This is a genomic window from Variovorax sp. EBFNA2 (assembly GCF_033802765.1).
GTDB lineage: Bacteria > Pseudomonadota > Gammaproteobacteria > Burkholderiales > Burkholderiaceae_C > Variovorax > Variovorax paradoxus_H.
On sequence record NZ_CP138496.1, the window covers coordinates 4838783 to 4863739 of the forward strand.

The window sequence follows — 24957 nt, forward strand, 5'->3', positions numbered from 1 at the left end:
GTTCTAGTGTTTGTTGACGGGATAGAGCCCCTGCGGGCGCCAGAGCAGCACGACCATCATCACCAGGATGTTCGACACCAGCGCCAGGTCGGGCAGCAGGAAGCTCACGTAGTTGGTGCTCAGCGCAATCAGCATCGCGCCGGCGAAGCAGCCCGTGACCGAGCCCAGGCCGCCGATGATCACGATGATCAGCATCTGCACCAGCACCTCGGCGCCGATCGCGACCGTGAACTGCTCGCGGTAGAACGCCCACATCACGCCGCCCAGGCCGGCCAGCGCCGAGCCGGCGACGAACACGCCGACGAAGATGCCGCGGATGCGGTAGCCCAGCGCCTCGACCATCGAGCGGTTCTCGACGCCCGCGCGGATCAGCAGCCCGATGCGCGTGCGGTTGAGCAGCAGCGTCAAGCCGATGAACACCACCACGCCCACCGCGACCGCCACCAGCCGGTAGCGCTCGATGGCCACGTCGCCGAACAGGAAGGAGCCGCGCACCGCCTCGGGCAGCGGCAGCAGCATCTGGTTGGCGCCGAAGAGCACCAGCACCAGTTGCTCGATGATGATCATCGAGCCGATGGTGATCAGGATCTGCTTGAGGTGGTCGCCGTACACCGGCTTGATGAACAGCCGCTCGTAGACCCAGCCGAGCGCGGCAGTGACCAGCATGGAAAACGCGATCACGGCCGCGATCGCCGCCAGGCTGGCCCAGACCGAGGGCGATTCGAGCAGGTGCCGCAGCGGCCCGACCAGCAGGGTCGCGGTGTAGGCGCCCACGGCCACGAAGGCCGCGTGGCCGAGGTTCATCACGTCCATCAGGCCGAACACCAGCGTGAGCCCGCTGGCCATGATGAACAGCATCATGCCCATCGCGAGAGCGGCCACGGTCAGCGTGATCCAGGTGGGCACGCTGCCGATCACGGGCAGCGCGACCGCGACGAAGGCGAGGATGATCGCGCCGGGCACGAGATCGCGCGTGCGGCCGGGCAAGGCCTCGAGCGCGGGCGGGGGCGTCGCCGTTTCCGGCGTCAGGATAGATTCGATGGCAGCCATGGGCTCTCCGTTCAATGTGCGCGGGCGCTAGTGCACCGCGCCGGCATGCAGGCCGAGCAGCCGCGCCTGCAGCGCCTCGTCGGCCGAGAGCGCCTGCATGCTGCCGGCATGCACGATGCGGCCGTCGTCCATCACCGCCACGTGGTCGCCCAGCGAGCGCACGAAGTGGAAGTTCTGCTCGACGAGCAGGATGGTGGTGTCGCGGGCCTTGAGGTCCTCGAAGGCCTGCGCAAGGTTGTCGACGATCGCGGGCGCCAGGCCCTTGGTCGGCTCGTCGATCAAGAGCAGCTTGCGCGGCTCGATGATGGCGCGTGCGATCGCGACCATCTGCTTCTGCCCGCCCGACAGCGTGCCGCCGGGCCGCAGCCAGAAGCGCTTGAGCGCGGGGAACAGGCCGAAGATCCACTCCAGCCGCGCTTCGTCGAAGCGCCCGCTGATGGCCGCCAGGCGCAGGTTCTCCTGCACCGTCAGGCCCGAGAAGATGCCCATGTCCTCGGGCACGAAGGCGATGCCGCGGCGCGAGATATCGGGCGTCTTCTCGGCCGTGATGTCGATGCCGTCGAACACGAGCTTTCCGCGGCTGGCCTGCCACAGGCCCATGATCGTGCGCAGCGTGGTGCTCTTGCCCGCGCCGTTGCGCCCCAGCAGCACGGTGAGGCCGGCGCGCGGCACCATCAGGTCCACGCCCTGCAGGATGTGGTATTCGCCGATGTGCGTGTGCACGCCCGCGAGCGTGAGCAGCGGCGTGGCGTCTTCCTTGCGGGCTTCATGCATGCGCGGCCTCCCGGCGTGCGGCGGTCGTGCGCTTCATGCCCAGGTAGGCCTCCTGCACGATGGCCGAGGCCATCACCTCGGCCGGCAGGCCGTCGGCCACCAGCCGCCCGTTGTGCAGCACGACGATGCGGTCGGCCAGCAAATGAATCACGTCCATCTTGTGCTCCACCAGCAGGATGGTCTTGTCGCCGCGCGCCTTGAGGCTGCGGATGAGTTCGAGGATCACCGGCACCTCGTCGACGCTCATGCCCGCGGTGGGCTCGTCGAACATCACGATCTCGGGCTCGAGCGCCATCAGGATCGCGACCTCGAGCTTGCGCTTGTCGCCATGCGGCAGCTTGGCCGCGAGGTCGTCGCGCCGCGCGGCCAGGCCGACCTGCTCGAGGTAGGCCTCGGCCTGCTCGATCAGGTCACCCCGGCTGCGCCACATCGCGAGCATGTTGAAGCCCGCACGATGGCGGCTCTGCACCGCGAGCCGCACGTTCTCCGCCACGCTCAGGCGCGGGAACAGGTTGGTCAGCTGGAAGGCGCGGCCGATGCCGCGCGTGGTGCGCTGGGCCGCGTTCAGGCGCGTGATGTCCTCGCCCTTGAAGTACACCGCGCCCGCGCTCGCCGAGAGCTGGCCCGACAGCAGGTTGAAGTAGGTCGTCTTGCCCGCGCCGTTGGGGCCGACGATCGCGGTCAGCGTGCCGGCCGCGAACTCGACCGTCACGTCGTCGACCGCGGCATGGCCGCCGAAGCGGATGCCGAGCCCGCGGCTCGCGAGCGCGGGTGCGGGCCGGGTCGTCGTTGCGGAAGTACCGGGGCTGGTCATGCCGTCAGCGCTTGACGGTGATCGGCAGCGGCATTTCCGACGCCGGGATCTCGCGCACCAGGTCGAACAGGTCCCACTCGCCGGCGGGCGACTTCTTCATGCGGAACTGGTACTGCGACTGCAGCGCCTGGTGGTCTTCCTTGCGGAAGGTCATCCTGCCCTTGGGCGTGTCGAACTCCATGCCTTCCATCGCGGCGATGAGCTTGGGCGTGTCGACCGAGCCGGCCTTCCTGATGCCCGCGACAATGGCCGCGGCGGTGACGAAGCCGCCCGCGGTGAACAGGTCCGGCGGCACCTGGTAGCGCTTCTGGTGCTCGGCGACGAGCCAGTCGTTCATCGCGTTCTTGGGGAAGCCGTAGTAGTAGAAGGTGCCGCCCGACACGTCCAGGCCCTTCCAGGGCTTGGCGTTCTCGAGGTTGGCGCCGCCGATCGACAGGAACTCGATGCCGTAGCGGCCCGGGTTCAGTTCCGAGATCTTGCGGATCGGGTTCGGTGCGCCCCAGATCACCACCAGGTACTTCTTGCCCTGCAGGTCCTTCATGCGGTCGAAGATGCGCTGCATCGGCGCGGTGAAGTCGGAGGTCGACAGCGGAATGAATTCCTCGTGAATGACCTTGGCCTTGCTCTTGGTCGAGACCAGCGCGTCCTTGAAGGCCTTGACCCCGTCCTTGCCGTACACGTAGTCGGGCGCGAGGAAGGCGATGTTGTCGCCGTCCTTGAGGCCGGCCGCGCTGGCCAGCGCGTCCTGGAAGGAATTGCGGCTGGCGCGGAACAGGTACTTGTTCCAGGCCGAACCGGTCAGCGAATCGGCGATGGCCGGCTCGACCATCAGGATCTTGCCGTACTCCTCGGCCACCGGCGCCATCGACAGCGCGCCGCCCGACCACGAGGTGCCGACCGCGATGTCGGCCTTGTCATCGGCCAGGGCCTCGGTGAGCATCGCCTTCGACAGCTCGGGCTTCATCTGGTCGTCCTTGACGATCACCTCGATCTTGCGGTTGAGCAGCGTCATCGAGCCCTGCGTGAGGTACTCGAGGCCCAGGCGCAGGCCGCGCTCGGTGTCGCGCGCATAAGCCTCCGACGGGCCGGTCTTGCTCGCGATCAACGCGATCTTGATCGGCTTCTCCTGGGCCAGCGCCTGCGGCGCGATCCAGCAGGCGAACGCGGCGGTGGCCACGACGACGAGTTTCTTCAGCATGCTTGTCTCCTTCTTGATGTATCGGGGTCTCTGCCTGGAACGGCCGTGCGGCGCCCTAGCCCACGGCGCGCTGCTGGCCCTTCCAGTAGGGCTCGCGCAACACGCGCTTCAATACCTTGCCGCTGGGGTTGCGCGGCAGCGCCTCGACGATGTCGACACTCTTGGGGCACTTGTAGTGCGCGAGGTTGGCGCGCATGAAATCGATGATGTCGCGCGCATCGGCGGTGGCGCCGGGCCGCAGCACCACGCAGGCCTTGACCGCCTCGCCCCAGGTCGCATCGGGCACGCCGATGACCGCGCCGTCGGCCACGGCGGGATGCCGCATCAGCACGTTCTCGACCTCGGCCGGGTAGATGTTCTCGCCGCCCGAAAGGACCATGTCCTTGATGCGGTCGTTGATGTAGAGGTAGCCGTCCTTGAGGTAGCCGGCGTCGCCCGAACGGAACCAGCCGCCGTTGGCGTTGCGGCCCTCGGGATAGGCCGCGGCCGTGGCCTGCAGGTTGCGCCAGTACTCTTTCAGGTTGCGGTCGGACTCGATCCAGATCTCGCCGACCTCGCCGTCAGGCAGGTCCTGCAGGCCGATCGGGTCGACGATGCGCAGCCGCCCACCGCCGATGGGCCGACCCGCCGAGCGCAGTAACTCGGCGTTGCCCGCGCGATGGTCCGCGGGAAACAGGAAAGTGGCGGGCCCCGAGACCTCGGTCAGGCCGTACACCTGCAGGAAGTCGCAGCCGAAGACCTCGAATGCCTGCTGCAGCACCGTCTCGCTCACCGGCGAGCCGCCGTAGGCCATGAGCTGCAGCGTGCCGAAGTCGTGCGACTTCGCATCGGGCACCTGCAGCATGAAAAGGATCATCGCGGGCACCACGAATGTGTGCGTGATGCCGTGCTGCGCGAAGGCCCGCAGGTAGGCCTTGGGATCGAACTCGGCATAGGCCGAGGTCTGGCCGCCCGTGTGGAGCGTGAGCAGCAGCATCGTCATGCCTGCGACGTGGAACACCGGCAGCGGGTTGCCCAGCACGTGGCGGTGGTCGAACTTCCACTCCATGGAAACCACGCGCGAGGTCGAGAGCAGCCCCGCGTGCGAGAGCACGATGCCCTTGGGCAGGCCGGTGGTGCCCGAGGAGTAGAGCTGCAGCGCGGCATCGTGCGTGCCGGCCACCACCGGCGTGAACGCATCGGATGCGCCTGCGTACCAGTCGGCCAGCGAGGGCACACCGCCCGTGGCCGTGCCGGTGCACACCAGTGTCTTCACGCCCGGCATGCCGGCCTTCTCCACCACCGGCAGGAACTCTGCATCGGCCATGAGGAACGGCGCCTCGCCGTTGTTGACGATGTACTCGATCTCGCGCGCCGACAGCCGCCAGTTGACCGGCATGCACACCGCGCCCAGCTTGCACGCGGCCAGCGTGACGAGGATGCACTCGATGTGCTGCTTGGTCAGCACCGCGACGCGCGTGTCGCGCTGCACGCCGGCCGCGGCCAGCGCGTTGGCGATGCGGTTGGTGTGAGCCTCGACGTCGCGGTAGCTCAGACGCCGCTCGCCGTTGCGGTAGGCGATCGCGTCGGGACGCTCGGCCAGTTGCCGTTTCAGGCTGTCGACCAGGGTCTGGTCCTGCTGCATGTTCTGTCTCCGTCTCGTTTTTTTCTGGGTCCGCGCGGCTCAGGCCACCTCGAACAGCGCCGCGGCGCCCATGCCGCCGCCCACGCACATCGTGGCCATCACGTACTTCACGCCGCGGCGCTTGCCTTCGATCAGGGCGTGGCCGACCACGCGCGCGCCGGTCATGCCGTAGGGATGGCCGATCGAGATGCCGCCGCCGTTCACGTTGTATTTCTCGGGATCGATGCCCAGCCGGTCGCGGCAATACAGCACCTGGCAGGCGAAGGCCTCGTTGAGTTCCCACAGGCCGATGTCGTCGACCGTGAGCCCGTGCTGCTTGAGCAGCTTGGGGATCGCGTAGACCGGACCGATACCCATCTCCTCGGGCGCGCAGCCCGCGACCGACATGCCGCGGTAGATGCCCAGCGGCGCCAAGCCGCGGCGCTCGGCCAGGCCGCGCTCCATCACCACGCAGGCCGAGGCACCGTCGGACAGCTGGCTCGCGTTACCCGCGGTCACCACACCGCCCTCGATCACGGGCTTGAGCGACATTAGTCCCTCGAGCGTGGTCTCGGGGCGGTTGCCCTCGTCGCGGTCGAGCGTAACTTCGCGGTACGACACTTCGTTGGTCGCCTTGTCCACCACCGCCATGCTGGTGGTGAAGGGCACGATCTCGGCATCGAAGCGGCCGGCCGCCTGCGCCGCCGCCGTGCGCTGCTGCGACGCGAGCGAATAGCGGTCCTGCGACTCGCGCGAGATGCCGTACTTCTTCGCGACGAACTCGGCCGTCTGCAGCATCGGCATGTAGGCGTTGGGTGCGTGCTCGATCACGCGCGGGTCCTTCTCCTTTGCGACCCAGGCCATGTAGGCCTCTTGCACCGCAGAGATGTTGTCGTGGCCGCCCGCGATCACGATGTCCATGCCGTCGACCATCACTTGCTTGGCAGCGGTGGCGATGGCCATCAGGCCCGAGGCGCACTGGCGATCCATGGTCTGTCCCGACACGGTGTCGGGCAGCCCGGCCGCGAGCACCGCGTTGCGCGCGAGGTTCATGCCGGCCGTGCCGCCGGTCAGCACGCAGCCGATGACCGCGTCCTCGATTTCGGCGCCGTCGACCTTGGCGCGCTGCACCGCGTGCGAGATGGCGTGGGCCAGCATCGACGGGGACCTGGTGTGGTTCAGCGCGCCCTTGTAGGCACGGCCGATGCCCGTACGCGCGGTGGAAACGATGACGGCTTCTTTCATGGGATTCTCTCGGTGGTGTCGGTTGGGTACGAAGGCAGGGGTGCCGCTCAGGCGCGCCAGTCGGACAGGCGCCGGCCGTCGCGCGCCAGCGAAGCCAGCAGCGGCGACACGGTCCAGTAGCCGAAGGCGTTGCCGCGGGTGCGGCCGTGGTGTTCGAGCCGCGCGACGATCGCGGCCAGCCCGAGGCGATCGGCCATCCAAAGCGGGCCGCCCTGGTGATCGGGGAAGCCGTAGCCCGCGGTCCAAATGATGTCGATGTCGCCCGGCCGGTAGGCGATGCCTTCCTCGAGGATCTTTGCGCCCTCGTTGACCAGCGGGTAGAGCAGCCGCTCGACGATCTCCTCGGCACCGATGCCGGTGCGCCGCGCGATGCCGTGCGCGGCAGCCATCTCGGCGGCGATACGCGCGGTCTCGGGATCGTCCACGGGCTTACGGCCGTCGTAGCGGTAGTAGCCGGCGCCGGTCTTCTGGCCGAAGCGGCCCAGTTCGAACATCCGGCGCACCACCGCGCGGTAGCTGTCGTCGGGCGGCAGGCCGCCGGCCTTGCCGTACTCGATGACGGTCTTGGCGCCCACGTCGATGCCGGCCATGTCGAGCATGCGGCACGGGCCCATCGCCATGCCCAGCGCCTCGACCGCGCCGTCGATCTGCGACGGGCTCGCGCCTTCCATCATCAGGAACTCGGCCTCGCGCATGTAGACCTCGGCCATGCGGTTTCCGATGAAGCCGTAGCACACACCCGACACCACCGCCACCTTGCCGATGGTGCGCGCCAGCTGCATCACCGTGGCCAGCACCTCGGGCGCCGTGTGCTCGCCGCGCACCACCTCGAGCAGGCGCATCACGTTGGCCGGGCTGAAGAAGTGCATGCCGACCACGTCGTCCGGGCGGCCCGTGGCCGCGGCGAGCACGTCGACGTCGAGCGTCGAGGTGTTGGTCGCGATGATCGCGCCGGGTCGGCAGACCTGGCCGAGCCGCGCGCAGACCTGCTTCTTGAGTTCCATGTTCTCGAACACGGCCTCGATCACCAGGTCGCAAGTGCCCAGCGCCGCATCGTCGAGCGTGCCGTGCAGCAGTGCCATGCGCTGCGCGACCTGCGCATCGGTGAGCCGGCCCTTGGCCGCACTGACCTCGTAGTTGGCCCGGATCAGGCCCATGCCGCGGTCCAGCGCGGCCTGTGTTGCCTCGACCAGCACCGTCGGGATGCCAGCGTTGGCGAAGTTCATCGCGATGCCGCCGCCCATGGTGCCCGCGCCCAGGATGCCGACGCTGCGCACCCGGCGCAGCGCCACCTCCCGCGCGAGGCCCGGGATCTTCGCGGCCTGGCGCTCGGCGAAGAACAGGTGGCGCATGGCCTGCGACTCGCGCGAGACGCGCAGTTCCTCGAACAGCCGCGCCTCGGCCGCCTCGCCTTCGGCGAAGGACAGCGTGGCCGCGGCCTGCACCGCCCGCACGATGTTGCGTGCCGCGGGGTAGAAGCGCTTGCGCGTCTCGGCCTCGTGCAGCGCCTGCGCGAAGAAGTCCGCGGGCAGGTCTTCGTCGGGCACCGCGCGCTCGCTGGTGCGGCGCGTGCCGGCGCCCTTGGCCAGCAGCTGCTGCACGAAGGCCAGGCCGACCTCGAGCGGCGTGCCCTCGTGCACCTCGTCGACGATGCCCGCGGCGCGCGCGGCTTCGGCGCCGATGCTGCGGCCCGAGGCTATCAGGTCGAGAGCGAGCTTCACGCCCGTGAGGCGCGGCAGCCGCTGCGTGCCCAGCGAGCCCGGCAGAATGCCGAGTTTGACTTCGGGCAGGCCCAGCTTCGTGGACGGCAGCGCCACGCGCCAGTGGCAGGCCAGCGCCAGCTCGAGCCCGCCGCCGAGCACGGTGCCGTGCAGCGCCGCTGCCACCGGGCGGTCGAGCGCCTCGATGCGCGCGAGCGTGCCGTTGAACAGCGCGGCCGAGAAATCGGGGTCGTCGAAGGAATGGATGTCGCCGCCCGCCACGAAGGTGCGGCCGCTGCTGTGCAGCAGCAGTGCACGGTACGAGCGACCGGCCTCGAAGGCCTTCACCACCGCGTCCAGGCCGGCCACCACGACGGGCGACAACGCGTTCACCGGCGGGTTCGAGATGGTCAGCACCGCGATGTCGCCGTGCCGCTCGAGAGAGACGATTTCAGTCATGGGAAAGACGCTGCGAAGCGCACTGCGAAGTCACCGGGGAAGGCTAGCAAAGGGGTTTTCGCGTCTCTTGCGTCAACTCGCTGATCGGCTCGGGATCGACCCGGGCGACCCGGGCCGCACCAGCAGCTTGATCTGCGTGGTGGGCCGACGCAGCGCCTCGAAGGCCGCGGGCAGCTCGGCCAGGCCCACGGTGTCGGTCACCATCGGCGCCGGATCCACGCTGCCCGCGTCGAGCAGTTCGAGCACGCGGCGCCAGTCGGGCTTGCCGTAGCCCATCACGAAATGCAGGCTGATCTCCTTGGCCATCGCGCGCTGCGGCAGCACGCGGTCCTCGGTCGGGCACACGCCGACCACCACCACGCGGCCGCGCGGCTTCGACAGGTCCACGCACTGCTGGATCAGCCCGACCGCGCCCACGCACTCGAAGATCACGTCGGGTGCACCACCAGTGGCGCGCGCGAAGGCCTCGCCCACCTCGCCCGCGGCCGGATCGATGGCTGCCGTGGCGCCGAAACGGGCCGCAATCTCGCGCCGGCCGGGCGCGAACTCGCTGACCACCACGTGCGTGGCGCCAGCCTGGCGCGAGAAAGCGCTGACCGCCAAGCCGATCGGGCCGCCTCCGATCACGAGCACGCGGTCGGCCAGCCCCACCCGTCCCGACTGCACCGCATGCAGCCCGACCGCCAGCGGCTCGATCAGCGCGCCCTCGCGCTCGCCCACCGCGTCGGGCAGGCGCAGCGCCTGGCCCACCGGCACCTTCACGTATTCCGCCAGACCGCCGGGCCGGCTCGGGCTGAAGCCGGTGAGCCGGTTGTTGGGGCAGATCATGCCCAGGCCATCGCGGCATTCGCGGTGGCCGTCGGCGACGCAGCTGCTGCAGGCATTGTTGGGCAGCGCGGTCACGCGCTCGCCGGGCTTCCAGCCGGCGGCCCCGCTCTCGACGATCTCGCCCGCGAACTCGTGTCCCAGCACCGTGCCGCTCCTGACGGTGAACAGCCCGGGATGCGTGGCGTGCAGGTCGGAGCCGCAGACCCCGCAATGAAAGACGCGCAGCACCAGCTCGCCGGGGCCGGCCTGGGGCAGCGGCACGTCCTCGATGGACAGGAGCCGGTCGACGCCGCGGAAGACGGCGGCTTTCATGGTGGATTGCATGGCCTTGATTCGCGTGAAAACCCGCACGTGGCGGCGTTGGGCGAAGGCTAGTCTGCGCGGCCGCGGCTGACTTGCGCGCACTCGCTGTCCTTGCCGCCCTGCGCAGCGATTCGACGCAAGACGCGGCGCGGCATGCGGCATAGGGTCTGGCACCTCATGAACGGAGCGAGCCCATGCAGTTGAAGGACAAGGTCGTGGTCATCACAGGCGGCGCCAGCGGCATCGGCCTGGCGATGGGCCGGCGCTTCGTGGCGGAAGGCGCGCGCGCCGTGGTCCTGGTCGACCGCGACGGCGCCCGCGCCCAGGCGGAGGCGGAGGGCATCGGCGCCCATGCCGCAGCGCTCGACGTGGGCGCCGAGGGCGCGATCGAGGCACTGGTCGATGCGGTGGAGGCGCGGCACGGCCCGATCGACCTGTTCTGCTCGAACGCCGGCATCACCGCCATCGGCGGCGCCGAGCTGCCCGACGCCGACTGGCAGCGCGTGATGGAGGTGAACCTCATGGCCCACGTGCGCGCCGCGCGTGCGCTGCTGCCGCGCATGCTGGAACGCGGCAGCGGCTACCTGCTGCAGACGGCCTCGGCGGCCGGGCTGCTGTCGCAGTTCGATGCGCCCTACGCGGTCAGCAAGCATGCGGCCGTGGCATTTGCCGAGTGGCTGTCGATCGCCTACGGCGACCGCGGCATCGGTGTGAGCTGCCTGTGCCCGGGCGCGGTCGACACGCCGCTGCTGCAGGCCGAGTCGGACCGCCGGCGCGTGCTGCTCTCGCAGGGGCTGATCGATGCCGACGCGGTGGCCGCCATCGTGGTGGAAGCGCTCGCGCAGCGGCGCTTCCTGATCCTGACGCACGATTTCGTGCACGACCAACTGCAGCGCAAGGTGGCGGACCCCGAGCGCTGGCTGCACGGCATGCGGCGCCTGCACGCGCGGCTCGAGTGAGCGCCGTGCCTGCCGTTCAGGCTGCGCGGTCCTCGTACATCGAATCGATCAGCACCGCGTATTTGCGGTTGACCAGCGAGCGCTTGAGCTTCATGGTCGGCGTGAGCTCCTCGTCCTCCGCGCTCAGGCGGTTCTCGAGCAGACGGAACTGCTTGATCTGCTCGACCCGAGCGAAGTGCCGGTTGACCTTCTCGATCTCCTCGGCGATCAGGCTCACGACCTCGTGGCTGCGGGTGAGCGAGCGGTAGTCTGAGAAGGCCACCGAACGCTCCTGCGCCCACTGCTCGACGTTGTCCTGGTCGATCATCACCAGGCAGCTCAGGTAGGCGCGCTTGTCGCCGATGACCACCGCGTCGGTCACGTAGGGGCTGAACTTGAGCTGGTTCTCCCACTCCGAGGGCGTGACGTTCTTTCCGCCCGCCGTGATGATGATGTCCTTCATCCGGTCGGTGATGTAGAAATAGCCGTCGTCGTCCATGCGGCCCACGTCGCCGGTGCGCAGCCAGCCGTCCTCGAAGGCCTCGGCCGTCTTCTCGGGCAGGTTGAGGTAGCCCATGAAGACCTGGCCGCCGCGCACCTGCAGCTCGCCCTGCGGCGACAGCCGCACCTCCGAGCCCGGCAGCGGCAGGCCGATGCTGCCCGGGCGGCTGCGCCCCTGCGGGTTGCAGGTGGCGGCGCCGGTCACCTCGGTCATGCCCCAGAGCTCGTTGAGCTCGATGCCCAGCGCCATGTACCAGCGGATCAGGTCGGCCGAGATCGGCGCCGCGCCGGTGATGGCCAGCTCGACGCGGCCCAGGCCCATGAGGCTGCGCAGGTTGTCCAGCACCAGCTTGCGCGCCAGCCAGTGGCGTGCGCGCAGCAGCGTCGGCACGGCCTCGCGCCGCTCGCGGTGCCCGGCCACGCGCTCGCCCACCGCGAGCGCGCGCCGGCAGGCCCACTGCTCGAGCCGAGTGGCCTCGCGCATCGCGGTCGACACGCTCGAGTAGAGCTTCTCCCAGATGCGCGGCACGGCCATGAACACGTCGGGCTGGATCTCGCGGATGTTGTCGAAGATGGTCTCGGGATCCTCGACGAAGTTCAGCGTCTGGCCGGCCAGCAGCGCGTAGTACTCGCCGAAGATGCGCTCCGACACATGGCACAGCGGCAGGAAGGCGGCACGCTCGCGCAGCGAGGTGCGCGGCAGGAAGGCCTGCAGCGTGCGGCTCGCGGCCATCACGTTGGCGTGCGAGATCATCGCGCCCTTGGGCCGCCCGGTGGTACCCGAGGTGTAGACCAGCACCGCGAGGTCGGTCGGGCCGCGGCTCGCGATGCGCTCGTCGAGCAGCGCGGGCTGTGTGGCCCGATGCGTGCGGCCCAGCTCACGTAGCGCGTCGAGCGAGAGCACGCGTGCGTCGTCGAGCCGCGCCAGCCCCTCCATGTCGAACACGATCACGTGGCGCACCGCGGGCAGCCGCGCCTGCACCTCGAGGAACTTGTCGAGCTGCTCCTCGTTCTCCACCACCAGCAGCGTGGAGCCAGAGTCCTGGCACAGGAACTCGACCTGCGTGGCCGCATCGGTCGGGTAGATGCCGTTGACCACCGCACCCGCCGTGAGGCCGGCGAGGTCCATCCACAGCCATTCGCGGCAGGTGTTCGATAGCACCGACATCACGTCGCCGGGCCGCAGCCCCAGCGCGGCCAGCCCGCGGGCCATCTCATCGACGATCAGCCCGACCTCGGCATAGGTGTAGGCGCGCCAGATGCCGAGTTCCTTCTGCCGGAGCATCACCGCGTCGCCGCGCGTGGCCACCGCATGGCGGAACAGGCGCGGCACGGTGTCGATGTCCGCCGGAACGGGCGCGAAGGAAGGGGGTGTCGCCATGTCGTGTTTCCTGGGATCGGGTGGTGGCCGCTTTCAGCGCCAGGTCTTCTTCTTCTTCCAGCGCCGCTCGCCGCGCACGCCGTCGTTCTTGGCGCCGAGGTAGAACTCCTTGATGTCGTCCTTCTCGCGCAACACGCTGCAGCGGTCTTCCATCACGATGCGGCCGTTCTCCAGCACATAGCCGAAGTCCGCGGCGTTGAGCGCCATGTTGGCGTTCTGCTCCACCAGCAGGATCGTGGTGCCGCGCTCGCGGTTGATGCGCACGATGATCTCGAAGATCTCCTTCGTCAGCCGCGGGCTCAGGCCGAGGCTGGGTTCGTCGAGCAGGATCAGCTCAGGCTGGGCCATGAGCGCGCGCGAGATCGCGAGCATCTGCTGCTGGCCTCCCGAGAGCAGGCCCGCGTCCTGCGCGGCGCGCTCGCGCAGGATCGGGAAGTAGCCGTGGACCGCCTCGAGGTCGCGCGCCACGCCGTCGCGGTCCTTGCGCGTGAAGGCGCCCATCATCAGGTTGTCGCGCACCGACAGCAGCGGGAACACCTCGCGCCCTTCGGGCACGTGGCTCAGGCCGGCGCGCACGATCGCGGCCGGGTCCTGACCCGTGATGTCGGCGCCCTTGAATTCCACGCTGCCCTTGGCCGGGTCGAGCACGCCCGAGATGGTCTTGAGGATCGTGCTCTTGCCCGCGCCGTTGGAGCCCAGCACCGTGGCGATCTCGCCGCGGCGCACGCGCAGGCTCACGCCGCGGATGGCCTTGACCGGGCCGTAGGAACTCTCGAGGTTCGACAGCTTGAGCACCACGTCGGCGGTCGCGGGGCCGGTGGCGATCTGCGCGCCCACTGGAGTACCTTCGCCTTCGGCTGCGGTGCTATGAGCCTTCGGAGCGGCCGTGCAGCTCATGCGGCCTCCCTTCGCAGGTTCGACACATCGTCGATGGTGCCGAGGTAGGCCTCGATCACGCCCGGGTGCGCCTGCACCTCGGCCGGCGTGCCGAGCGCCAGCACCTCGCCCTGGTTCATCGCGAGCACGCGGTCGGACACGCGCGACACCAGCGTCATGTCGTGCTCGACCATCAGCACCGTGATGCCCAGCTCGCGCTGGATGTCCTGGATCCACCACGCCATGTCCTCGGTCTCCTCGGCGTTCAGGCCCGACGAGGGCTCGTCGAGCAGCAGCAGCTTGGGCGCGCTGCACAACGCGCGCGCGAGCTCGACCACCTTGCGCACGCCGTAGGGCAGCCCGGCCACGCGCTGGTCGCGGTAACGCATCAGGCGCAGCAGCTCGATCACCTCTTCGGCCTTGCGGCGCGCGGCGATCTCGTTGCGCCGCGCGGCCGGCGCGAACAGCAGGTCGCTCCAGAAGCCCGAGCGCCGGTGCGTGTGGAAGCCGATCAGCAGGTTCTGCAGCACGGTCGCGTGCTCGAACAGTTCGATGTTCTGAAAGGTGCGCGCGATGCCCAGCGCCGCGATGCCGTGCGCGGGCGTGCGGTCGATGGGCCGTCCGTCGAAGGCCAGCGTGCCGGTGGTCGGCATGTAGATGCGGCTGATCAGGTTGAACACCGTGGTCTTGCCCGCGCCGTTGGGCCCGATCAGCGTGAAGACCTCGCCCTTGCGCACGTCGAAGCTGACCTTGTTGACGGCCAGGACGCCACCGAAGCGCACGCTCAGGTCCCTGGCGGAAAGAAGGATGCCGCTCACCGGACTCGCTCCGATTTCTGGAAGGCTTTCTGGCGCCTGAACATGCCGCGGCGGTAGGTCGGAAACAGCTCCAGGTAGGTCCGCAGCTTGACCCAGCGGCCGTACAGGCCGGTGGGCTCGAACAGCACGAAGCCCATGAGCACGATGCCGAACACCACGGCCTGCAGTCCCGCTGCCTGGCCGATGGCGGGCGGCAGCCAGTCCTTGAAGAGCGCGATGAACTGCGGCATCGTGATCAGGAAGATGGCGCCGAAGAATGCGCCGTGAACCGAACCCAGCCCGCCCACGACCACAAGCAGCAGCAGGTCGATCGACTGCGCGATGCCGAACTGCTCGGGCGAGATGAAGCGCAGCTTGTGCGCGTACAGCGCGCCCGCCACGCCCACGATGGCTGCCGAGAGCGCGAAGGACATGGTCTTGTAGCGCGCCAGGTGGATGCCCATGCTCTGCGCCGATATCTCGGAATCGCGGATCGCAATGAAGGCCCGGCCGGTCGAGCTGCGCAGCAAGTTCAGCACAGCCAGCGTCGCGAACAGGCACACCACCAGCACCACCAGGTAGAAGGCCGGCGCGCTGCTGGCCGTCCAGCCGAACATCGCGGGCGCCTTCACCGACAGGCCCGCGTTGCCGCCCGTGACGTGCTCCCAGCGCGCCATCACTTCCTCGACGATGAAGCCGAAAGCCAGCGTCGCCACCGCGAGGTAGATGCCCTTGACGCGCAGCGCGGGCAGCCCGACCACCACGCCCACCGCGGCCGACAACCCGGCCGATGCGGCCAGTGCCAACGGGAACGACCAGCCCTGCCCCGTGAGCACGGCCTGCGTGTACGCGCCCACGCCCAGGAAGGCCGCATGCCCGATCGACACCAGCCCGGTGTAGCCCGCGAGCACCATCAGGCCCAGCCCCGCGATCGCGTAGATCAGCACGAAGGTGAGCTGCGAGGTCCAGTAGGAGCCGACGACCCAGGGCACGGCCACCAGCGCCGCGAGCAGCAGCCCGTACCAGAACAGGTGGCCGTTGTGCTGCGCGAGGCGGTAATCCTGGCGGTAGCTGGTTCTGAAGATGAATCTCATACTTTCTTTCGCTGCTTCTCGCCGAACAATCCGCTGGGCTTGACGATAAGCATCAGCAGCACCACCACGTAGGCCGCCACGTCCTTGAAGCCCTCGGGCAGGTAGAAGCCCGCGAGCGCCTCGACGATGCCAATGATCAGCCCGCCCACCACCGCGCCCGGCAGGCTGCCGAAGCCGCCGACCACCGCGGCCGGGAAGGCCTTGAGGCCGATGAAGCCCATGTTCACGTGCACGAAGGTGATGGGCGCGAGCAGCAGTCCGGCCACCGTGGCCACGGCCGCCGAAAGCCCCCACACCATGCCGTTGAGCCGGCGCACCGGGATGCCCACGTAGTAGGCCGCGAGCTGGTTCTGCGATGCCGCCTGCATCGCCACGCCGAGCTTGGTGTACTTGAACATCAGGAACAGGCCCAGGCACAGGGCGAGCGTGATGCCGATCACCGCGCCCTGCTCCGCGCTCAGCACCAGCGTGCCGAGCTTCCAGACCTCGCCGCGATAGGGCACGTCGAGCACGTGGGTGTCGGTGCCGATGCCCGGCAGCATCGTGACCAGCCCGCGCGTGATGTAGCCCAGCCCGATGGTCAGCATCACCACGGTGAACTGCGGCTGGCCCAGGATGGGCCGGATCACCGCGCGCTCGAGCAGCATGCCGAAGCCCGCCATGCCCGCGACGCTCACCAGCGCGGCCCACAGGAAAGGCAGCTTGAACCACAGCATCAGCAGGTAGCCGGTGCAGGCGCCGAGCATCATCAGCTCGCCCTGCGCGAAGTTGACGGTCTCGGTCGCCTTGTAGATCAGCACGAAGCCCAGCGCGATCAGCGCGTAGATGCAGCCCAGGGCGGCACCGGATATCAGCAACTGGATGAATTCCAAGGCAGCTCCTGGCGTGAAGGGGGCGGGCCACTCAGGGCTGCAGGTAGTCGGTGATCGGCACCCAGCGGCCGTTGACCAGCTTCGAGATGCGCACCGCCTCGGAGCCCAGGCGCTTGGTCCTGGAGAAGCTCATGGTGTCGAAGCCCAGCTTGTCGCGCGGGAAGGTCGAGCTCTCCATGGCCTGAACGAAGCGCTGGGTCGTGAGGTCGGCGCCGACCTTCTCCAAGGTCTTGATGGTCCAGTCCATCGCGCCGTAGCCGAACACCGCGTACTGACCCGGGTCCTCGTTGTACTTGGTCTTGTAGGCCGCGTACCAGTCGCGCAGTTCCTTCGAGGCATCGTCGGCGTAGGGCTGCGAGCTCGCATGCGAGGACAGGAAGCCCTCGGTCACCGGGCCGCCCAGTTTGGGCACCAGGTGCGAGTACGAGGCCGAGGTGCCGATGAAGTCGGGCGCGAAGCCGACCTTCTTGGCTTCGTTGAGCGTGCCGATGGTCTCGCGCAGCGTGGTGCCCACCACCATGGTGTCGCAGCCAGCACTCTTGAGCCGCGCCACCTGCGACGAGAAGTCGGTCGCGCCGCGCTTGTAGGTGGTCTTCTCCAGCACCTTCTTCTTGAGTTCGCCGAGCTGCGACTCGACGCCCTTCATGAGCTCGGTGCCCAGCTCGTCGTCCTGCATCAGCGAACACCACTTGCGGTCGTCGCGGGTCTTGGTCAGCGCCTTTACGATCACGCGGCCCTGCTGGTAGTAAGGCACGGTGAAGGCGAAGGCCAGCGGGTTCGGCGGGTCGTAGAGGCCACGCGCCGAGGCCAGCGGGAACGCATGGATCACGCCGCCCTCGGTGAAGATCGGCATGGTGGTCAGCGCCAGCGCGGTGCCGATGTTCGCCACCGTGATGAAGATCTTGTCGTTCTGCACCAGCTTCTGCGCGGCCAGCACGGCCTTCTTGGTATCGTAGCTCGAGTCCTCGACGACCAGGCGGATCTTGCGGCCGGCGGTGCCGCCGGCCGCATTGAACTCCTCGATGCGCATGTTCATGCCATTGACGGTCTCCTTGCCGAAGGCCGCGATCGGGCCCGACAGGTCCTGGATGGTCCCGACCACCACCTCGGTCTTGCTCACGCCCTGCGTAGCCTGGGCGCCGGCGGCCAATGGCAAGGCGGCGGCCAGCCATGCGGCTGCGAGGCCTGTACGTCTAGTCTTCATCTCGCAAACTCCTGGGACTTCGGCGATCGGGAGCGATCGGCCACCCGCGCAGTCTTGCCGCTCGCACCCCCACGGTCTTGTGCCGAGTCGCTGGGCTGGCCGCATCCTCGGGAAAGTCCCAGGTCGCGCAGGACGGCGCCGTCCAGCGACTCGGCACAAGACCTACGCACGTGGCCTTCTCAGAATTGCCGCACGATGAACACCTACCCCACCCTCCTCTCGCCGCTGGCCATCCCGCATGCCGACGGCAGCCAGACGCTGCTGCGCTGCCGCGTGCTCATGGGCTCGATGCATACAGGCCTCGAAGAGAAACCCGACGGCATCGCGCGCATGGCGGCCTTCTATGCCGAGCGGGCGCGCGGCGGCGTGGCGCTGATCGTCACGGGCGGGTTGTCGCCCAACGCCGAGGGCAACATGTGGGCCGGTATGCGCACGCTGGCCAGCGCGGCCGACGCCGCGCCGCACCGCGAGATCACCGATGCGGTGCATGCGCACGGCGCGCTGGTCGCGATGCAGCTGCTGCACGCGGGCCGCTATGCGCACCACGACCAGGGCGTGGCCCCGTCGGCGCGCAAGTCGCCGCTGTCGGCGGCCACGCCGCGCGAGATGAGCGAGGCCGACATCCAGCGCACGCTCGACGACTACGCGCGCGCCGCGGTGCTGGCGCAGAGCGCGGGCTACGACGGCGTCGAGGTGATGGGCGCCGAGGGCTACCTGATCAACCAGTTCGCGGCGCCGCGCGCCAACCAGCGCGAGGACGCCTGGGGCGGCAGCGCCGAGAACCGCATGCGCTTCGCGGTTGAGGCGGTGCGCCGCGTGCGCGAAGCGACCGGGCCGCGCTTCTTGCTGATCTACCGGCTGTCGATGCTCGACCTGGTCGAGGGCGGCTGCACCTGGGACGAGGTGGTGCAGCTCGCTCATGCGGTGCAGGACGCGGGCGCCTCGATCCTCAACCCCTACGTGGGCTGGCACGAGGCGCGCGTGCCCACCATCGCCACGCTGGTGCCGCGCGCGGCCTTCGTCGCGCTCACGGCCCGGCTCAAGCGGGAGCTGCGGGTACCGGTGGTGGCGAGCAACCGCATCAACGACCCGGCGCTGGCCGAGTCGATCCTCGCGCGCGGCGACGCCGACCTGGTGTCCATGGCGCGCCCGCTGCTCGCCGATGCCGACTTCGTGAACAAGGCCGGCGCGGGCCGCGCCGACGAGATCGACACCTGCATCGCCTGCAACCAGGGCTGCCTCGACGCGGCCTTCTCGGGCCAGCTGACCGGCTGCATGGTCAACCCGCGCGCCTGCCGCGAGACCGAGCTGGTGATCGAGCCCGCCGCCCGACGCCGGCGCATCGCGGTGGTCGGCGCCGGCCCGGGCGGCCTGGCCGCGGCCACCACCGCGGCCGAGCGCGGCCACGAGGTCACGCTGTTCGACGCGGCGCCGCGCGTCGGCGGCCAGTTCAACCTGGCGCGGCGCATCCCGGGCAAGGAGGAATACGCCGAGACGCTGCGCCACTACGCGACCCGGCTCGAGCGCGCGGGCGTGCGCCAGGTGCTCGGCGTCCGAGCCGAGCCCGCCACGCTGGCGGCCGGTGGCTTCGACCACGTGATCCTGGCCACGGGCGTGCGGGCGCGCACGCCCGAACTGCCGGGCATCGACCTGCCGGGCGTGGTCGGCTACGCCGAGGTGATCGAGGGTCGCCACAGGCCCGGCGCGCGCGTCGCGATCATCGGCGCGGGCGGCATCGGCTTCGACGTGGCCGAGTTGCTCACGCACGAGGCCCTGGGCGCGGCCGACGAGGGCGCGCACTTCGCCGCGACCTGGGGCATCGACTTCAGCGTGGCCGCGCGCGGCGGCCTGGTGCCGCCCGCGCCGCCGCAGTCGCCACGCGACGTGTGGCTGCTGCAGCGCAAGGACGAGACGCCGGGCAAGCGGCTGGGCAAGACCACCGGCTGGATCCGCCGCGCGCTGCTCGGCCGGCGCGGCGTGCACCAGTGGGCGGGCGTGGCCTACGAACGCATCGAGGCCCGGGGCGACGCGCTGGCCCTGCACCTGCGGGTGCGCGGCGAGCCGCGCGTGCTGGTGGTCGACACCGTCGTGCTGTGCGCGGGCCAGGACCCCGACAATGCACTGGCCCCCGCGCTCGAAGCGGCCGGCGTGCCCGTGACCGCGATCGGTGGCGCGCGCTTCGCGGCCGAACTCGACGCCACGCGCGCCATCGACGAAGGCGTGCGCCTCGCGGCCTCGCTCTGAACTGCACCAGGAGAAGGACATGCCTGCCACCGATTCCCCTACCCTGCCCGGCTGGCGCCGGGTCACCACCCCCGGCCTCGCGTTGGCCGCCTGCGTGGTGCCGCCGGCCGATGCGGCGCGGCCCACGGTCGTGCTGCTGCACGGCTTTCCCGAACTCGCCTACTCGTGGCGCCACCAGGTCCGTGCGCTGGCCGACGCGGGCTACGGCGTGGTCGCGCCCGACCTGCGCGGCTACGGCGACACCGGCCCCCAGGGCCCGCTCGAGGCCTACCGCATGCAGAGCCTCGCGCGCGACGTGGTCGGGCTGCTCGATGCGCTGGGCATCGCGCGCGCGGTGGTCGTGGGCCACGACTTCGGCGGTGCGCTCGCCTGGGCGCTGGCGCGCGACCATGCGGCGCGTGTGCAGGGTGTCGTCTCGCTGAACACGCCCTACACGCGCCGCACCGAGGTCGACCTGGTGCAGACCATGCTGCAGGCGCGCGGGCCCGCGCACTACATGGTCGCGTTCCAGCCGCCGGGTGCGGGCGAGGCGCTGCTGGGCCGCGACGTCGAGGCCACCTTCCGAGGCCTGATGCGGCGCCCCGCGCTCACGCTCGCGCAATTCGCGCAGTTGCCCGCGCGCGTGCAGGCCCTGCCCGCCACGATGTTCACCGGCGAGCCCGCGGTGATGGGCTCGCCACTGCTGGACAAAGACGCGCTGCGTGTGTTCACGCAGGCCTTTGCGCGCACCGGCTTCGAAGGTGCGCTGAACTGGTATCGCAACCTGCACCGCAACTGGCTCGACACCGCCAGCACGCCCGATCACGTCGGCGTACCGGCGCTCATGGTCAGTGCGGCGGACGACTTCTTCCTGCCACCGACGACCACCCGCGGCATGGAGCGCATCGTGCCCGACCTGGAGCGCCACACCATCGCCGACTGCGGCCACTGGACGCAGCAGGAGCAGCCCGACGCGGTGAACGCGCTGCTGCTCGACTGGCTGGCGCGGCGCATGCCAGCGTGCTGATTCAGCCCTCGCCGCGGCCCAGTGCCGTCGTCAGCATGATCTTCCCGGTGGCCTTGCGGTCGGCCACCACCCGCAGCGCCTGCGCCGCCTGCTCCAGCGGGTAGCGCTCGGTGATCGCCGGGCGGATGCGGCCCTGCGCGAGCCAGCCCACGAGTTCGTCCATGAAGGCCTGGTAGCGCACCGGCTCGGCCTGCGCGAAGCCGCCGTAGAACACGCCCACGATCGAACAGCCCTTGAGCAGCACCAGATTCAACGCCGGCTTGGGGATCTCGCCGGCGGTGAAACCGATCACCAGGTAGCGGCCGCGCCAGGCCATGCTGCGCAGCGCGGGTTCGGTGTAGCTGCCGCCGACTGGGTCGTAGACCACATCGACGCCGCGCCCGTCCGTCAGCGCCTTGATGCGCTCGCGCAGGTCTTCGCTCGTGTAGTTGATGGTTTCGTCGGCCCCGTGGGCCCGGCACAGCGCGAGCTTCTCGTCGGTGGAGGCCGCGGCGATCACGCGTGCGCCCATGAGCTTGCCCAGCTCGACCGCCGAGATCCCGGTGCCGCCGGCCGCGCCCAGTACCAGCAGCGTCTCGCCGGGCTGGAGGGCCGCGCGGTCCTTGAGCGCGTAGTGCGAGGTGCCGTAGGTGATCACCAACGCGGCCGCGGCTTCCATGTCGATGCCCGCGGGCAGCGCCACCAACTTCTCGGGCACGGTGCGCACCTCTTCGGCGTAGCCGCCCCAGCCGCAGACCGCGATCACGCGGTCGCCTTGCGCGAAACCCTGCACGCCCTCGCCCACCTGCTTGACCGTCCCGGCCACCTCGCCGCCCGGCGAGAAGGGCAGCGCGGGCTTGAACTGGTAGCGGTTCTCGATGATCAGCGTGTCGGGGAAATTGACTGCGCTGGCGTGCACGCTGACGATGACCTCGCCCGGACCGGCCTGCAGGGGCGCGATGTCTTCCACCACCAGCGACTCGGGCGACCCGTGGCGCCTGGCAAGAACGGCTTTCATCTTTTCTTCCTCTACAACATTGAAATGGACATGCCGCCGTCGACCACCAGGCTCGCGCCCGTGGTGAAGGCGCCCGATGCGGCGCACAGGTAGAGCACCGCGTAGCCGATCTCCTCGGGGCGGCCGACGCGGCGCACCGGCGTCTTCTGCAGGATGCGCTCGCGCGCCGCGCCGTCGAAGGCTTCGGCCAGTTTGGTCTCGATCACGCCGGGCAGCACGGTGTTGGCGCGGATGCCGAAGGGCCCGTACTCGAGCGCGAACGCGCGGCTCATGCCGATCAGCGCAGTCTTGAGCGTGCCGTAGAGCCCGAGCATCTTCTCGGGGTGTAGCGCCGACACCGAGGAGATGTTCACGATGCTGCCGCCGCCGCGCGGCTTCATCAGCTTGACCGCCTCGCTCGACAGGAACCAGTAGCCGCGCAGGTTCACGTCCACGGCCTTGGCGAACAGGCCGGCGTCGATGTCATCGATGGTGCGCCAGGGGCTGAGCACCGCGTTGTTCACCAGGATGTCGAGTCCGCCGTGCGCGGCCTGCAGCTGCGCGCCCATCGCCGCGATGTCCTCCATGCGGCCGATATGGCAGGCACGGGCCTCGGCCTTCAGGCCCTCGTCGCGCAGCGCCTGCGCCACGCGCTCGCAGTCGTCGGGCTTGCGGCTGCTGATCACCACGTGCGCGCCGGCCTGCGCCAGCACGCGCGCGGTCGCGGCACCGATGCCTTGCGAGGAGCCGGTGACCAGCGCGACCTTGCCGCCCAGGTCGAAAGGGTGGGGAGCGCTCATGTCGTTGTCTCCGTGGGGGTCGAGGAAGGCGCAGCGCCACCATCGAGGATGTCGAGGCCCGCGAGCACGAACACGTCCAGGGTGTTGCCGAAGGCCAGCGCGCTCTCGGCCACGGCCGTGCCCAGCGCGGCCCGACGGCGCAGGCCCGCGGACATCGAGGCCTGGCGGAACATCGCGAAGGCCTTGTAGAAGCGCATGTCGGCGCGCGGGTCCATGCCCATCGCGCGCAGGTAGCGATGGGCGAGTTCGTCCTGCGTGGGCAGGCCCTGCGCGGCGCGGTCGACGCCGCGCAAGCCGGGCAGCAGGTAGTCGGGTGGCAGTTCCTGCACGCCCAGGAACTGGCCCAGGTCCGCGAGCGGATGGCCCAGCGTCGACAGCTCCCAGTCGAGCACCGCGATCACGCGGCAGCCGCTCGCATCGAACATCAGGTTGTCCAGCCGCGAGTCGCCGTGCAGCAGCACCACGGGATGGCCCTCGCGCGGCATCAGCGCCTCGAGCCGCGCGATCAGCGCGTCCATCGGCGCCGAGCCCTCGGGCATGGCGGCGCGGTACTGCTGCTTCCAGCGGTGCAGCTGGCGCTCGAAGTAGTTGCCGGGGCGGCCGAAGTCGGCCAGGCCCAGTGCCTCGACGTCGGCGCGGTGGATGGCTACCAGGCTGTCGATGGCCGCCTCGTACACGGCGCGGCGCCGGTCCCGGGGCACCGTGGGGAGGCCCACGTGACGATGCACCACGCCCTCGACGAAATCCATCAGGTAGAACTGCACGCCCACCACATCGAGGTCGTTGCACAGCACGCGCAGCCGCGGCACCGGCACCGCGCTGCGCTGCAGCGCCGTGAGGATGCGCGCCTCGCGGTCGAGCGCGTGCGCGGACTTGAGCAGTTCGCCGGCCGGCTGCGTGCGCAGGATGTAGCACCCGCTGTCGGCCTCCACGCGCCAGATCGGGTTCGAGTTGCCGCCGACGAAGCGCTCGGCGCTGCGCAGCCCGCGGAAGCCCGGCGCCTGCGCCTCGAGGTAGCGGCCGAGCCGCGCCAGGTCGAGCGGCGGCGCGCTGACGACCGAGGCCGTCATGCTGCGGCGCGCGCAGCGCTGCGCTTGAGCAGGTCCTTGCCGATGGCCGACAGGTGCACCTGGTCGGGCCCGTCGCCGATGCGGATGAAGCGCGCGTACACGTAGGCGCGCGGCAGGAAGGTGTCCTGCGACACGCCCGCGCCGCCGAAGATCTGGATCGCGCGGTCGATCACGCGCGCCGCCATGCTGGGCACCACGATCTTGGCCGCGGCGATCAGGTCCCGGGCGGCCTTGTTGCCCTCGCGGTCCATCTTGTCGGCCGCGTTCAGCGTGAGCAGCCGCGCCTGCTCGATCTCGCAGAAGGAATGCGCGATGTCCTCGCGCACCGAGCCCTGCTCGCCCAGCGCCCGACCGAAGGCCACACGCGTGTTGGCGCGCTCGCACATCATCTCCAGTGCGCGCTGGGCGCAGCCGATCAGCCGCATGCAGTGGTGGATGCGGCCCGGGCCGAGCCGGCCCTGCGCGATCTCGAAGCCACGGCCCTCGCCCAGCAGCATGTTCGAGGCGGGCACGCGCACGTTGTCGTAGACGATCTCGGGATGGCCCACCGGTGCATCGTCGTAGCCGAAGGCCGTGATGTCGCGCACGATGCGCACGCCGGGCGTGTTCTTGGGCACGAGGATCATCGACTGCTGCTTGTGCCGGTCGGCGTGGTCGGGGTCGGTCTTGCCCATCACGATGAGCAGCGTGCACTCCTCATTGAGCGCGCCCGAGGTGAACCACTTGCGGCCGTTGATCACGTAGTCGTCGCCGTCGCGGCGGATCTCGCACTGGATGTTGGTCGCGTCGCTCGAGGCCACGGCAGGCTCGGTCATCGAGAAGGCCGAGCGGATCGTGCCCGCCATCAGCGGCTCGAGCCACTTCGCCTTCTGCGCGGGCGTGCCGTAGTGCGACAGCACCTCCATGTTGCCGGTGTCGGGCGCCGAGCAGTTGAATATCTCCGGCGCCCAGAGCACACGGCCCATGATCTCCTTGACCGGCGCGTAGTCGAGGTTGCTCAGACCGCCCCTGGCCGACGAGAGGAACAGGTTCCACAGGCCCTGCGCCTGCGCCAGCGCCTTGAGCTCCTGCAGCACGGCCGGCGTGCGGTAGGGATGGTCGCTGGCCTGCACCTGCTGGTAGTAGACGTGTTCGGCCGGGTAGACGTGCGCCTCCATGAAGTCGCGCACGCGCTGCTGCAGCTGCAGCGAGGTCTCGGAATGCTTGAAGTCCATCGTGTCTCCG

21 protein-coding genes are annotated in these 24957 nt (G+C 69.8%); 3 read left to right on the forward strand and 18 right to left on the reverse strand.

All coding sequences use genetic code 11. The features are described 5' to 3' along the window. Positions 1-3 precede the first annotated feature (3 nt). The 8 genes from RZE79_RS22760 to RZE79_RS22795 form a co-directional block, all read right to left on the reverse strand. Positions 4-1050: a branched-chain amino acid ABC transporter permease gene (locus RZE79_RS22760; RefSeq protein WP_319356958.1), complete on the reverse strand. Its 1047-nt coding sequence runs from the start codon at positions 1048-1050 to the stop codon at positions 4-6. Positions 1051-1077: 27 nt separating this feature from the next. Then, on the reverse strand, positions 1078-1824 hold the full coding sequence (locus tag RZE79_RS22765; protein ID WP_319356959.1) for an ABC transporter ATP-binding protein: 747 nt from the start codon (positions 1822-1824) through the stop codon (positions 1078-1080). Beyond that, the gene (locus RZE79_RS22770) at positions 1817-2638 is read right to left on the reverse strand and encodes an ABC transporter ATP-binding protein (RefSeq protein WP_319356960.1); all 822 of its coding nucleotides are present in this window, start codon (positions 2636-2638) and stop codon (positions 1817-1819) included. The genes RZE79_RS22765 and RZE79_RS22770 overlap by 8 nt, the downstream gene beginning before the upstream one ends. Positions 2639-2642: 4 nt before the next feature. After that, entirely contained in the window at positions 2643-3836 is a 1194-nt protein-coding gene (locus tag RZE79_RS22775) for a substrate-binding domain-containing protein (protein WP_319356961.1), read from the reverse strand. 55 nt (positions 3837-3891) lie between these two features. Continuing rightward, positions 3892-5460, reverse strand: a complete 1569-nt coding sequence (locus RZE79_RS22780) for a long-chain-fatty-acid--CoA ligase (protein WP_319356962.1) — start codon at positions 5458-5460, stop codon at positions 3892-3894. Positions 5461-5499: 39 nt separating this feature from the next. Further along, positions 5500-6684, reverse strand: coding sequence for an acetyl-CoA C-acyltransferase (locus RZE79_RS22785; protein WP_319356963.1), 1185 nt, complete (start codon positions 6682-6684; stop codon positions 5500-5502). 47 nt (positions 6685-6731) lie between these two features. Then, positions 6732-8843 carry a 3-hydroxyacyl-CoA dehydrogenase NAD-binding domain-containing protein gene (locus RZE79_RS22790; protein WP_319356964.1) on the reverse strand — a complete coding sequence of 704 codons (2112 nt, stop codon included), beginning with the start codon at positions 8841-8843 and terminating at the stop codon, positions 6732-6734. A gap of 72 nt (positions 8844-8915) precedes the next feature. Then, complete coding sequence (locus tag RZE79_RS22795; protein WP_319356965.1) at positions 8916-9983, reverse strand: zinc-binding dehydrogenase; 1068 nt, start codon at positions 9981-9983, stop codon at positions 8916-8918. Positions 9984-10168: 185 nt separating this feature from the next. Here RZE79_RS22795 and RZE79_RS22800 point away from each other — a divergent pair, with 185 nt between their 5' ends. Beyond that, the gene (locus RZE79_RS22800; protein WP_319356966.1) at positions 10169-10933 is read left to right on the forward strand and encodes an SDR family oxidoreductase; all 765 of its coding nucleotides are present in this window, start codon (positions 10169-10171) and stop codon (positions 10931-10933) included. A 16-nt stretch (positions 10934-10949) separates the two neighbouring features. On the opposite strand, the gene RZE79_RS22805 is transcribed toward RZE79_RS22800, so the two are convergent. The 6 genes from RZE79_RS22805 to RZE79_RS22830 are packed head-to-tail and all read right to left on the reverse strand — an operon-like array spanning position 10950 to position 17637. Continuing rightward, positions 10950-12794: a long-chain fatty acid--CoA ligase gene (locus RZE79_RS22805; protein WP_319356967.1), complete on the reverse strand. Its 1845-nt coding sequence runs from the start codon at positions 12792-12794 to the stop codon at positions 10950-10952. A gap of 33 nt (positions 12795-12827) precedes the next feature. Further along, positions 12828-13691: an ABC transporter ATP-binding protein gene (locus RZE79_RS22810; protein ID WP_319356968.1), complete on the reverse strand. Its 864-nt coding sequence runs from the start codon at positions 13689-13691 to the stop codon at positions 12828-12830. Continuing rightward, positions 13688-14488: an ABC transporter ATP-binding protein gene (locus tag RZE79_RS22815; protein WP_319356969.1), complete on the reverse strand. Its 801-nt coding sequence runs from the start codon at positions 14486-14488 to the stop codon at positions 13688-13690. The genes RZE79_RS22810 and RZE79_RS22815 overlap by 4 nt, the downstream gene beginning before the upstream one ends. Further along, entirely contained in the window at positions 14485-15561 is a 1077-nt protein-coding gene (locus RZE79_RS22820; protein WP_319356970.1) for a branched-chain amino acid ABC transporter permease, read from the reverse strand. The genes RZE79_RS22815 and RZE79_RS22820 overlap by 4 nt, the downstream gene beginning before the upstream one ends. Further along, the gene (locus RZE79_RS22825; protein WP_319356971.1) at positions 15558-16433 is read right to left on the reverse strand and encodes a branched-chain amino acid ABC transporter permease; all 876 of its coding nucleotides are present in this window, start codon (positions 16431-16433) and stop codon (positions 15558-15560) included. The genes RZE79_RS22820 and RZE79_RS22825 overlap by 4 nt, the downstream gene beginning before the upstream one ends. A 31-nt stretch (positions 16434-16464) precedes the next feature. Beyond that, positions 16465-17637, reverse strand: a complete 1173-nt coding sequence (locus RZE79_RS22830; RefSeq protein WP_319356972.1) for an ABC transporter substrate-binding protein — start codon at positions 17635-17637, stop codon at positions 16465-16467. Between the two features lie 195 nt (positions 17638-17832). On the opposite strand from RZE79_RS22830, the gene RZE79_RS22835 reads away from it, so the two are divergent. Beyond that, positions 17833-19881, forward strand: a complete 2049-nt coding sequence (locus tag RZE79_RS22835; RefSeq protein WP_319356973.1) for an NADPH-dependent 2,4-dienoyl-CoA reductase — start codon at positions 17833-17835, stop codon at positions 19879-19881. A 19-nt stretch (positions 19882-19900) separates the two neighbouring features. Beyond that, the gene (locus RZE79_RS22840) at positions 19901-20887 is read left to right on the forward strand and encodes an alpha/beta hydrolase (RefSeq protein ID WP_319356974.1); all 987 of its coding nucleotides are present in this window, start codon (positions 19901-19903) and stop codon (positions 20885-20887) included. 1 nt (position 20888) lies between these two features. Here RZE79_RS22840 and RZE79_RS22845 read toward each other — a convergent pair whose 3' ends face one another. Genes RZE79_RS22845 through RZE79_RS22860 form a run of 4 tightly spaced genes read right to left on the reverse strand, consistent with a single transcriptional unit; the run spans position 20889 to position 24947 of the window. Continuing rightward, positions 20889-21884, reverse strand: coding sequence for an NADPH:quinone oxidoreductase family protein (locus tag RZE79_RS22845; RefSeq protein ID WP_319356975.1), 996 nt, complete (start codon positions 21882-21884; stop codon positions 20889-20891). An 11-nt stretch (positions 21885-21895) separates the two neighbouring features. After that, entirely contained in the window at positions 21896-22663 is a 768-nt protein-coding gene (locus RZE79_RS22850; protein WP_319356976.1) for a glucose 1-dehydrogenase, read from the reverse strand. After that, positions 22660-23733: a phosphotransferase family protein gene (locus RZE79_RS22855; RefSeq protein WP_319356977.1), complete on the reverse strand. Its 1074-nt coding sequence runs from the start codon at positions 23731-23733 to the stop codon at positions 22660-22662. The genes RZE79_RS22850 and RZE79_RS22855 overlap by 4 nt, the downstream gene beginning before the upstream one ends. Further along, on the reverse strand, positions 23730-24947 hold the full coding sequence (locus tag RZE79_RS22860) for an acyl-CoA dehydrogenase family protein (protein ID WP_319356978.1): 1218 nt from the start codon (positions 24945-24947) through the stop codon (positions 23730-23732). The genes RZE79_RS22855 and RZE79_RS22860 overlap by 4 nt, the downstream gene beginning before the upstream one ends. Between the last annotated feature and the right edge of the window lie 10 nt (positions 24948-24957).